The 11,649-nt window shown below is 46.5% G+C and carries 12 protein-coding genes and 1 pseudogene; 6 read left to right on the forward strand and 7 right to left on the reverse strand.

From position 1 onward, the window contains the following. Positions 1-3: 3 nt before the first annotated feature. Genes C9I98_RS02770 through C9I98_RS02790 form a run of 5 tightly spaced genes read right to left on the reverse strand, consistent with a single transcriptional unit; the run spans position 4 to position 4,034 of the window. On the reverse strand, positions 4-357 hold the full coding sequence (locus tag C9I98_RS02770; protein ID WP_036821070.1) for a protocatechuate 4,5-dioxygenase subunit alpha: 354 nt from the start codon (positions 355-357) through the stop codon (positions 4-6). 11 nt (positions 358-368) lie between these two features. Then, on the reverse strand, positions 369-1,241 hold the full coding sequence (locus C9I98_RS02775; RefSeq protein WP_036821068.1) for an amidohydrolase family protein: 873 nt from the start codon (positions 1,239-1,241) through the stop codon (positions 369-371). A 28-nt stretch (positions 1,242-1,269) separates the two neighbouring features. Continuing rightward, complete coding sequence (locus C9I98_RS02780) at positions 1,270-2,337, reverse strand: 4-oxalomesaconate tautomerase (RefSeq protein ID WP_036821065.1); 1,068 nt, start codon at positions 2,335-2,337, stop codon at positions 1,270-1,272. After that, entirely contained in the window at positions 2,330-3,007 is a 678-nt protein-coding gene (locus tag C9I98_RS02785) for a 4-carboxy-4-hydroxy-2-oxoadipate aldolase/oxaloacetate decarboxylase (protein WP_036821061.1), read from the reverse strand. Before C9I98_RS02785 ends, C9I98_RS02780 begins: the two co-directional genes overlap by 8 nt. Positions 3,008-3,020: 13 nt before the next feature. Continuing rightward, entirely contained in the window at positions 3,021-4,034 is a 1,014-nt protein-coding gene (locus C9I98_RS02790) for an amidohydrolase family protein (RefSeq protein WP_036821059.1), read from the reverse strand. A 435-nt stretch (positions 4,035-4,469) separates the two neighbouring features. Here C9I98_RS02790 and C9I98_RS02795 point away from each other — a divergent pair, with 435 nt between their 5' ends. The 5 genes from C9I98_RS02795 to C9I98_RS26480 all read left to right on the forward strand — a co-directional run bounded on the left by C9I98_RS02795 (position 4,470) and on the right by C9I98_RS26480 (position 9,403). Continuing rightward, a complete protein-coding gene (locus C9I98_RS02795) occupies positions 4,470-5,417 on the forward strand; it encodes a Gfo/Idh/MocA family oxidoreductase (RefSeq protein ID WP_036821057.1) in 948 nt (315 codons plus the stop codon). Between the two features lie 35 nt (positions 5,418-5,452). Next, complete coding sequence (locus C9I98_RS02800; protein ID WP_036821054.1) at positions 5,453-6,304, forward strand: shikimate dehydrogenase family protein; 852 nt, start codon at positions 5,453-5,455, stop codon at positions 6,302-6,304. A gap of 13 nt (positions 6,305-6,317) precedes the next feature. After that, entirely contained in the window at positions 6,318-6,761 is a 444-nt protein-coding gene (gene aroQ, locus C9I98_RS02805) for a type II 3-dehydroquinate dehydratase (RefSeq protein WP_107271545.1), read from the forward strand. Between the two features lie 640 nt (positions 6,762-7,401). Then, positions 7,402-8,667, forward strand: coding sequence for a RidA family protein (locus C9I98_RS02810; RefSeq protein ID WP_107271546.1), 1,266 nt, complete (start codon positions 7,402-7,404; stop codon positions 8,665-8,667). 499 nt (positions 8,668-9,166) lie between these two features. Then, positions 9,167-9,403, forward strand: a complete 237-nt coding sequence (locus C9I98_RS26480) for a DUF4019 domain-containing protein (protein ID WP_245907077.1) — start codon at positions 9,167-9,169, stop codon at positions 9,401-9,403. A 4-nt stretch (positions 9,404-9,407) separates the two neighbouring features. Here the strand turns inward: C9I98_RS26480 and C9I98_RS02820 are convergent. Continuing rightward, a pseudogene (locus C9I98_RS02820) lies at positions 9,408-9,794 on the reverse strand (thiol-disulfide oxidoreductase DCC family protein). A gap of 233 nt (positions 9,795-10,027) precedes the next feature. Between C9I98_RS02820 and C9I98_RS02825 the strand changes: the two are divergent. Beyond that, positions 10,028-10,375 carry a DUF3316 domain-containing protein gene (locus tag C9I98_RS02825; protein WP_036821493.1) on the forward strand — a complete coding sequence of 116 codons (348 nt, stop codon included), beginning with the start codon at positions 10,028-10,030 and terminating at the stop codon, positions 10,373-10,375. 275 nt (positions 10,376-10,650) lie between these two features. On the opposite strand, the gene C9I98_RS02830 is transcribed toward C9I98_RS02825, so the two are convergent. Further along, positions 10,651-11,598, reverse strand: coding sequence for a universal stress protein (locus C9I98_RS02830; RefSeq protein ID WP_036821714.1), 948 nt, complete (start codon positions 11,596-11,598; stop codon positions 10,651-10,653). Between the last annotated feature and the right edge of the window lie 51 nt (positions 11,599-11,649).

Below are 11,649 nucleotides of genomic sequence, written 5' to 3' on the forward strand. Positions count from 1 at the left end.
TGCTTATTCTCCTGCCGCAACCAGCTTCTGTTGGAACTCTTCTACCGTGACACCCGTTTGCAGTGCCCCAATGTCCTGCATATTCAGCCCCAGCATCCCGACGAATTTAGCCAGGTAGTAAATACTGCCACCTTCTTCGAGTAACTTGAGTACATCGCGGTCGCGGATCGCCGCTTTTTGGGCATCGGTTAAACCAAACTGATCGCAGTAGGCCATCTCGTCCTGCTGGAAAGCATTGCGTGCCGATGCTTCATTAAGCGAATAGCACATTTTATTTAGCCCGTAACCTTTCATCGCCATCTTGCTATCGAACATGGTGGTGCCTGAAATCGGGTTGGGGTTATTTAGGTATGACATAGCGGGCTCCCTTATTCTGACCAGTACAGTTTCATCGGATTATCAACCAGTAGCGCTTGCTGGCTATCGGCTGTCGGTGCGATCTGCGGGATCACATCCACCAGCTTGCCATCATCTGGCACGTGAGATTTCATATTCGGGTGCGGCCAATCTGTTCCCCACAACACGCGGCTAGGAAAGCGTTCAACCAAGTACTTGGCAAACGGCACCACATCGCTGTAATCCGGCGCGGTATTGGTTAGGCGCTCAGGGCAGCTCACCTTCGTCCAGATATTCGGGTTTTCATCCAGCAATGATACAAAGCGCTGGAAGTCAGGGTGCTCAACACCATTGGCAACATCTGGACGCCCCATGTGATCAACAACAATCGTCATATCCAGCTCAACCAAGAATGGCGCTATCTCTTCAAGATCGGGGGCTTCGAAATACACCACTACATGCCAACCCAATGGACGGATCTTATTGGCAATGTTCTTGAACACAGATTTTGGGGTGGTATCCACCAAACGCTTAACGAAGTTAAAACGTACCGCACGCACACCGCGCTCATGCATATCTTGCAACTCGGCTTCAGTGATGTCTTCCGACACAACCGCGACACCTCGCGCCAAATCGCCAGCACTATCTAGCGCATCCAATAGCGCCGCATTATCGGTACCGTGGCAAGAAGCCTGAACAATCACGTTACGGCTAAAACCTAAGTAATCACGCAAGGCAAATAGCTGCGACTTGGGTGCATCGCAAGGGGTATATTTGCGCTTCGGTGAATACGGGAAAGTCTCGGCAGGGCCAAATACATGGCAGTGGGCATCAACTGCGCCTGCCGGGGCCTTAAATTCAGGTTTTGCAGGGTTATCGTGAAATGGTAGGTAATCTGCGTCCATCTTTAATTATCCTTTTAAATCTCTTCCGTTAGTGTCCAAACACGACACCGTCGTACAACTTACGTGTGGTTCGTAAAATGGCTGAGTTCTCGACATTGTTATTTTGATCTGTCGTCAGCAGTACAGTTAGGTTGCCGATAGGATGCTCTATAGCCAGTGTTTTCAGCTCACCTTCTGGGATGTTAGCCAAGCCATATGCCGGTGACTCCGGCAACATGCAAGCAGTGGCAACACTGACCGCGCCCAACACGCCGATAGAGGCGTGGCAGCGGTGGGGAATAAAGGTGCGGGTAGAAATGGCGCCACCTTGCTGCGCTGCACTCACCATGGTCATTTTTGGTACCGAGCGCTCGGTCACATCACCCAGATTCATCAGGGGGCCAGCCTGCAAGCGGATGCTCTCCAGCTTTTTGCGCAGTTCGGCATTTTCCTCAAGTTCGGCTCTCGACTCGGTACCCGTGATCCCCATGTCTTCTGCTCGAAACACAACCACGGGCATGCCGTTATCAATCATGGTGACGGGCACACCGTCGATGTTGTCGAACTCCCGCCCGGTCGGTAATAGAGCACCGCAACTTGAGCCCGCCGTATCTTTAAACGTCACTGCAACCGGGCTTGCCGTACCGACAACCCCGTCAATAGCGGCCCCACCGCGATAAGACACCACGCCATTCGGGGTTTGAATGACACATGAAGCCACTTGGCCGGTGTTTTCCATGAAAATATTGACCGTCGTCTCACCGTCGTTGGCGACAACCAAGCCGCGTTCAATAGCAAACGCACCAACGCCAGCCAAAATGTTGCCGCAGTTCTGGCCGTCACTGACGATGGCCTCATCGACAAATACCTGCAAAAACAAGTAATCAACATCAATACCCGGGCGCGATGACGGCTCAACCACCGCCACTTTCGAGGTCAGCGGATCACCTCCGCCCATACCGTCGATCTGACGCGGGTCTGGTGATCCCATGATGCTCAGCAGGAATGCGTCACGCTCGGCTGTATCCTGCGGCAGATCTTGTTTCAGGAAGTACGCCCCTTTGGACGTCCCCCCTCGCATCCACATACAAGGGGCAGATAGCGGCGCATTAGACATATTTCAGTCCTTTTTCAGCCAGGCGACCACGCATATTGTAGATATCCAGCCCAAGCTCGCCATTTGCCAAACGAACACGCTTTTCTTCTTCACGTGCCATACGGGCACGGGCTTCAGCCAACACGGCCTCTGCTTCATCACGGCGAACAACACAAACACCGTCGTCATCGGCCACAATCACATCACCTGGGTTGATCAACTCATCGGCGCAGACCATTGGCACGTTCACCGAACCCAGGGTTTCTTTAATCGTACCCTGGCTGAAAATGTGCTTTGACCACACCGGGAAATTCATTTCCCTTAGGTCACGGGTGTCACGCACACCGCCTTCAATGATCAAGCCAACCACACCACGCGCCTGGGCAGACGTTGCCAGCAGATCACCGAAGAAACCAAAGTTAGAGGGTGATGTCGGGGCGAATACCAGCATGTCACCTTCGCGTGCCTGCTCAATCGCCACGTGCATCATCCAGTTGTCGCCTGCCGCACCAGAAATGGTCAGAGCCGAGCCTGCTACCGCCTTGCCTGAATAAATCGGGCGCATGTAATCAGCCAGCAAACCACGACGACCTTGGGCTTCGTGTACGGTTGCCACCCCACATTCAGCCAACCCTTGAATGATTTCCGGGTTCGCTCGCTCGATATTTTGTACAACAACGTTCTTGTTCATGATCACTCCTTGATTACGCGATGTTTAGGCGGCTGAATACACGGCGAGCATTGCCTTCAAAAATCATCGATTTTTCTTCTGCCGTTAGCTTGGTGTTCGCGTCGATGTAGCGTTTGGTATCATCAAAGTAATGGCCTGTTTCCGGGTCAACACCACGCACCGCACCGATCATTTCTGAAGCAAACAAGATGTTCTCTTTCGGCAAGATATCCAATAACAGATCGATGCCTTTTTGATGGTAAACACAAGTGTCGAAGTAGATATTCTTCAGTACCAGCTCTTCCAGCGGTGGCAAACCCATGTCTTGAGCGATACCACGGAAACGCCCCCAGTGGTAAGGCACGGCACCACCACCATGAGGAATGATGATTTTCAGATCGGGGAAGTCTTTGAATACATCAGAAGTCATCAACTGCTGAAAAGCGGTGGTATCAGCACCCAGGTAATACGACGTCGTCGTATGCAAACATGAGTTACAAGAGCCACTTACGTGGATCATTGCAGGCACATCAAGCTCAACCAACTTTTCGTATAGCGGGTAGAATGAGCGATCGCCCAACGATGCATCTTTCCAGAAGCCACCGGTTGTATCCGGGTTCAGGTTACAGCCGATAAAGTCCATTTCTTCTACACAGCGCACCAACTCAGGAATTGATTTGGACGGTGTCACACCCGGTGACTGGGGCAGCTGGGCAACCGGCGCGAAATTATTTGGGAAAAGATCGCAAACGCGGCGGATAAGGTCATTCTGATGTTCGGTCCAGAAACGACTAGTATGCTCATTACCAATGTGGTGGCCCATCCAACTAGCACGCGGCGAGAAAATCGTTAAGTCAGTACCACGCTCTTTTTGCAAGCGCAGCTGGTTGTTCTCGATACTCTCGCGAATTTCATCATCAGAAATATTGATCTGGCCTTTGCTACCAATGTGGTTCGGATCTTTTGCTAATGCAGCTTTCTGTGACTCGCGATAATCGCCAACTTGAGGAGGCGTGGTGGTGTAATGTCCGTGACAGTCGATAATCATACTAGGCATCCTGCTTGAAATTTTTATGTTACTAAAATGTTTCTCTCAATGACGAAATACAGTATTCATACCTAGCTGGATTTTTACCATTCCATTTTCATGCAATGATATTGAGTTTTGATATAACGAACCGAAATAGCTTCATCTAAAAAGTAAGATGAAGTGCAGCTAAAAACCGCCAGAACAGCCCGAAACCACGCTATTTAGTGCCATCTATTCAAATCCCCTCTATTACGCCACCTGCGACTACCAATTCAGCAATACCAAAATAAACTATTCAAAAAATGAATAACCTCTCGAATTAATCAATTATCACTTTCGCAATTGTGCTGATAGATTGACACCATACGCATTACACAAATGCAACAAATCAAACGCACTTCACTGGCGTTATAGAACGATTTGTTAACTACTGAATAGCAAAGGAGCTGTATTATGAACGTATGTGTCGTTGGTGCATCGGGCGCATTTGGTACCAAACACCTGGAAGCAATTAGCAATATTGAAGATGCTAACGTGGTTGCGCTGGTTTCCCCGCAATTAGACAAGCTTGAAGAGATTGCGGCGCAATATGACACGCCTCCTTTCATCACCAGCGAACTGGAGCAAGCTCTTGCTCGTGAAGACGTTGAAGCAGTGATCCTTGCAACCCCAACCCAAATGCACGCAAGCCAAGCAATCCAGTGCCTTGAAGCCGGCAAGCACGTATTAGTTGAAATCCCAATGGCCGATAACATTGAGGACGCCCGCCGCCTTGTCGACCTTCAGCAATCAACTGGACTGGTTGCAATGGCTGGCCATACTCGTCGCTTTAACCCAAGCCACCAGTGGATCCACAATAAAATCAAAGCAGGCGAACTCAACATCCAGCAGATGGATGTACAAACTTACTTCTTCCGTCGCACCAACACCAACGCCAAGGGCGAGCCGCGCACTTGGACCGATCACCTGCTATGGCACCACGCTTGCCACACGGTGGATCTGTTCCAATACCAAACTGGCGAAACTGCATCGAAGGTACAAGCGCTACAAGGTCCAATCCACCCTGAACTCGGCATTGCCATGGACATGAGCATTGGCATGAAAGTGCCATCTGGCGCGATTTGTACCCTATCGCTCTCGTTCAACAACGACGGTCCATTCGGCACCTTCTTCCGCTATATCTGTGATGAAGGTACATACATTGCCCGTTACGATGATTTGTTTGACGGCAAAGAAAACCCGATCGACCTAAGCGGTGTCGCGGTTTCAAACAATGGTATCGAGCTTATCGATCGTGAATTCTTCGATGCTATCAAAACTGGCCGCGAACCAAACTCAAGCGTAGCGCAGTGCCTGCCAGCAATGGAAACACTGAACAAAATCGAGCAACTATTAGATTAATTGCAACAGCAATCGCTAAGCCACCGAGGTGAATAATGCAGAAACTATCGCTTGTGGGTGCCAACATTGATAAGTCCGGCTCGCCGGGCTTTCATAACCACTTGGCCAAAATCAAAGGGATCGATCTGAACTACAGCCTATCGCCGGTTGATTCAGGGGATAAGGATGACTTTGTCGCCCAGATCAACGCACTAAAAGGTAGCCAGCACCGCGGCGTCAATGTCACTTACCCTTTCAAAGAATGTGCATTGATGGTGTCTGATAAGCTGGATCCTTCGGTTGAAAGAACCCTTGCGGCCAACACCCTGCTCTTTACCGAGCAAGGTACCCTTGCCTACAACACCGACTACACAGGCTTCATCAAGGCCTACAAGAATAAGTTCTCATCACAACCGCCAGGCAAAGTTGTGCTATTTGGTACTGGCGGAGTAGGCAAAGCCATTGCCTTTGCCCTCGGCGAGCTCGGTGCCAAAGAGATTGCGCTATATGACATCAACGATGAACGCGCCTCAGCCCTGGCAAGCGAACTAAAACAAGCAGGCTTCAAGGGTATCGCCCTAAGCAAGCCATCGCTTGAGCAGTACGTCATGCAAGCTGAAGGGCTAGTGAACTGTACCCCTATCGGCCACTACAAAACGCCGGGATGTGTTATCGATACAACATGGCTAGGCGCACAAAAATGGGCGTTTGATGCGGTATACACGCCACTGAACACCACATTCATGGCAGCAGCAGAAACCGCAGGGTTGCAAATCTTATCTGGCTTTGAGTTGTTCTTCTATCAAGCGATTGATGCTTACGAGCTGTTCAACAACACCAAGCTCGATAACGACACGATAAACGCTTACCGCCAGACCTGTTATTTCCGTCAAATCGCCCAGCACTAATTTAGGAAACCTTATGTCTCAAATCATGGTCTTAAATGGCCCCAACCTTAACCTTTTAGGCACTCGCGAACCTGATCAGTACGGCAACGAAACGCTTGCCGATGTTGAAAACAACTGCCGCGCGACAGCCCAGCAATATGATCACACAATCGATTTCCGCCAATCAAACCATGAAGGATCCTTGGTCGATTACCTTCATGAGGCCAATGAAAAGTTCAAGCAAGGTGAGCTGATCGGTGTCATCATCAACCCTGGCGCCTATACGCATACCTCAGTTGCCATTCACGATGCGATTAAAGGTATCGAACCACCGGTGATTGAAGTGCATATTTCGAATGTGCATGCGCGAGAGTCATTCCGTCACCACTCCTATGTTTCTCCTGTTGCGGCAGGCACACTGATCGGCTTTGGCACAAAAGGCTATGATCTTGCTATTCATTCCTTGTTAATGAAATAAGGCGTAAATATTGCGCATGGCGACACATAGCCAAACTGCGAGATAAAGCTGTCATTTATCACGCTTTAACCCGGAGCTTTAACCGATAAAAAAATCAACCTGCCAAACACAGCCAGTACATTTGGCAGGTTGAATTAACAATACATAGCCACTTTATTTCCCACATTTAAAAACCCTTTTATCATCATTCATCTTTATCAAGCAATTACCTAAGCATTATTAAAAATAAATTATAAATTAATAAGGCCGGATATTTTATGCACCAATACATGCATAAAAACCTGATCATATAATGTTATTGGCATAACCATACAGCCATTAATGTGAGCAAGCTATCAAATTATAAATAAATCATATCGCGCTTCCGATAATTTGATTGAAATCCTATTCACTTTCAATGAGCCAAATAAAAACTTAACACCCTGTATTTTAATGATTATTAAATCATCCATGGATAAATACTCACAAACTGATTATTTATCCTGAATTATCTGGAATTTGGTAAAAAGAATGTTTTGAAATAAGTCACATTTACCCCTCATACTTTCACTTACCATGTCGCCTCTTTAATTATTCTTTCCAATAAAAATACTAAAGATAAAAAACCTCTTCTGTACTACATCAAAGGATTAAATTCGACATGACTAGCAGTATCATTAAAGTTTCAAGAAACACTGACAACGCACCAAGCTGTGCATTCTCTTCTCAAACAGTGGCTTTTTCTCACTACAATAATATTTCGGCTCAGCTACCTATTGACCCTAATACCAACCAGATTGTGGCGGGTGACGTTAAAGCACAAGCCAAACAGTGCCTTAGCAATATCAAAGCTATCGTAGAGAGCATAAACCATGTGATGGATGACGTGGTTAAAATCAATGTTTTTGTTAAAAATATTAATGATATTAGTGCTATAGACGAAGTCTACGCGACCTTCTTTGATACCCAGTTACCCGTTCGCACATCAGTACAAGTGTCTTCGCTACCACTCAGCGATGCATTAGTACAAATGGATGCTTTGATTTCTAACGGTGAAGGCACGGCCCCGCAAGATCCATGCGATCTTATCAAGCTTTCACGCAACACCGAAAATGCACCAATCCAAGCTGTATCAACTCAAACCGTTGCATTTTCTCACTACAACAATATCTCGGCTCAGCTGCCAGTCGATCCAATGACAGGTGAGCTTGTAGCAGCAGATGTACAAACGCAGGCTGCACAGTGCTTTAAAAACATCAAGGCGATTATGGAAAGCATCGATGTGCCTTTTGATGACATCGTCAAAGTCACTATCTTCGTTAAGCACTTGGCCGATATGGATGCAATCAACGAGGTTTACTCAACCTTCTTCCCTGATTCAGCCATTGCCAGGGCCGTAGCCTATGTGCCGGCACGGACCATTGTTGCCGCCTCTGAGCTTCCTATGGGTGCCTTGGTACAGGTTGATGCCGTCGTATCACATGGCGATGGCACACCACCGCAGGAAGTAGAAGATCGCCACGGTATCGTCATTCGAGCCAACAATACTGACAATGCGCCGCGCAGTGCCCTGCATACTCAAACCGTCGCCTTCTCCCACTACAATCACATCGCCGCTCAGTTGCCTGTTGATACCAATACTAACCAAGTCGTCGCGGGTAGTGTGAAAGAGCAAGCACAGCAATGCCTTAACAACATCAAAGGCATCGTCGAGAGCGTTAACCATGTGATGGACGATATCGTTAAGATCAACATTCAGCTGAAAGATATGGCAGATCTTGACGCGATCAACGAAATCTACCCGTCATTCTTCCAGGGCGAACTACCAGCACGCACCGTCGTGGGCGTTTCAGACATTGAAATGGATGCCTTAGTAAAAATCGATGCCGTTGTGTCCAATGGTGAAGGCACACCACCGCTGGCTTAATCGCAACCCTTGCTTGGCTTAGATTCACCTGAATCAGCTAAGTTTGAAAGCTAGGATTAAGGCGAATTAGAGCACGATAGCTAGGCAGGCGATATACTTTATTGCCTGCCTTTTATCTTTGCACACGAGATAATTTCGATCCTGACGAACCAGTAATAATAACTCTCATTATCATTAACATCCAGAAATACAAGCCAAAGACAGCCACCTATTCACACTTTCAAAATAACCATTAAAAATCATAACCTTAAACATGTAACATTCAACCTCCAGCAAGTAATATACTGCTAGCAAGCTTTTCAGCCTTATCGAAGTAGACCATGAATTAAGGAGTAAGACATGATTAGAATGGCGTTAGCAATATTGATGCTATTTCCTACCGCCGTATTTGCAGAACATGAAGATGCTCAATACGTTGCACAAAACTGGTTAACATTAATAGACGAAAAAAAGCTATGAACAAAGCTGGGATGAAAGCGCACCGTACTTCCAAGCAGAGCTGACAAAAGATGACTGGGTTAATGCAGTTGGAAACGCAAGAAATTCAGTAGGAGAAGTGCAATCCCGCTCAATACACCAAAGTACAGAATCCCCCTCTATCCCAAACTTACCTGAGGGACAATACACCATCCTCAGGTACAACACAGTGTTTGATAATAAGTCAGAAGCTATGGAGGTGATCACCCTCAAAGAAGGTAACAGCAAATGGGAGGTTATCGGCTATTACATTCACTAACACTCTATCGGGAGCATGTTTTGCTGTCGCACCGGGAGGTGCCAGTTAGCCAAAAAGAAATTCGATATCGGTTATTGGCAAAATAGAGGTAGCACTTATCAGCCAGGGGCTTGATTAGACGCCATCTCAATGGCGCATACAGCCAGCCCCTCCCGACCAACTGCCAAGCTCGATATGTGACATCCAACCCTAGCAATAACCGCCCATGATCATCGAGCGCGTGCAAAATCGTATTGGCTCGCCCAGCATCTATATTAGGGTATTGTGTGAACTTATCACTGTATATATCCACCGTTTGGATACACTGCTTTTGGTCTCGGCTTTTCAGAGCCTGCATTTCCCTTGCACAAAGCGGTCAAGTGCCATCATAAAATATTGTCAGTTTTGCCATCGCCTCTCCCCCTCTATGCTGTCACAAAATACCAGTGTAATGCTGTTGGAACGCTATCACCCTACATTTAGATCACCCACCTTCAGCAATTAAGCCCTCAGTCACATTAAGTTACAAAGCCTGCAAGAAGGGGCATGAAATAATTGCTCCCCAACTGGGTCTTCTTTATGGAGTGAGACAACAACAATGCATAAACATCGCATAAACAATGCATATCAAAGGAAGTATTTATCATGAAAAAACTTATTGCACCTATATGTTTGATGCTTTCTATCGCTAGCTTTCAATCTGTGGCTGCGATAACACAAGAAGTGAATAACCACCGTATATTTGGTGATCACTTTGATACGAAAGAGAAAGCATTCTCTCAGGCGAAAACAGTAATGAATGAAGTCGGTATGTATAGCGCCAAAGATATTAGGAATAACTTTGGCTATAAGCACAACTTCAGAACATTGCCATCAAGTTTTACTATTCTCGATATAAGCTCAAGGGTAAATGAGATAATGAACCAAGACGGAGAGATTCATTTCCAACCAGTGACCACAATAAAATACAAATATAAGTATAATGACAGCTAATTAGCTGTGACCAGCAAATCCATGATTATCCTTATATAACAAAGGATAAGTGATGAATATTATTATCTAGAAACCGCATCAGCCCTAGATTATATTAACACTGCTGTATGACAATTTACCGCGATTCCTCCTAGTTGTCTGCAGCATGCCTAAGGTACGCACATCGCTGTGTAACAAACGAGCTATGAAATTTTAGGGTAGATAATGTCTACCCTTTTTTCTTTGCTCTTTGTAGCCTGTATTCATAGCAGACACTCGCTTTTACTGACCTAATGTTATTCCATTAAGATAGGTGACTTGAAGCTGTCTGGCTTGAGCGTAATAACCGAGCAATCTAACTTATTTACCATGGACTCAGCGGTATTTCCCATCAAGAACCCGGCAATACCGCTACGAGATAGCGAGCCGAGCACCACCAAACTAGCGTTACTGTTTGCAATATAAGTAGGCAGCATGACTCGCGCCTCACCTTCCAGCACTTTGATTTGTGTTGGTACAGCGCTATTTTCGTAGGGTAGCAATAAAGATTTCAACCTTTCTATCCGCTCTTCCCGCATTTTTGCTGCCAACAGGGAAATATCAACATCAGAATAACCACTCCATTTTCTCAAAAAGCCTTCTGATTCAAGACGCCAAACATGGCTCAGGGTTAATTCGGCACCCATTATTGAGCAATACTCAACCGCAAGAGAGACAATCTTCTCATTGAATGCTTGATACTCCTGATTGGCCAAGTCTATTGCCGCAACGACGCGAGAAACTTTTGCAATACTGTCAGTTGTCGAGCTTACCGACCAAATCGGCACCTCTGACTTGCGCATTAGGTTTAAAGTATTGCTACCTCGCTTGCACACCACACTCCTTTCTTTTCGATGAGAGTCAATAACCACCATACTTACGCTTGATTCTTCGGCCTCTTTGATAATTTCAATAGAAGGGATACCAACCCTCACTTTGGTGTCGAATTGAATATTTGGGTATTGTTGTTGAATTTGCTTAATATGGTTTGTTAGCGCGTCATGGTATACCTCCGTCGCCTTATCGAGTAAATCGAGTGTAGAACACGAATGGCGAGACACTTCTCTTAGCTCATTAAAGTCCTTAATCACGGTCAGTAACGTCACTTTAGCTGAACAGTTATTTGCAAATTCAAAGGCTTGATGAAAATAATCATTGAGTGGCTGCTCGGGTGCGATAGGGACAAGTAGATGACTTAATTTCATAACGCCTCCTGTAAAAATCAACTGATAACTGGGCAGGTACGGCTACGGTGT

Source organism: Photobacterium sanctipauli (assembly GCF_003026495.1).
GTDB classification, from domain to species: Bacteria; Pseudomonadota; Gammaproteobacteria; order Enterobacterales; family Vibrionaceae; genus Photobacterium; species Photobacterium sanctipauli.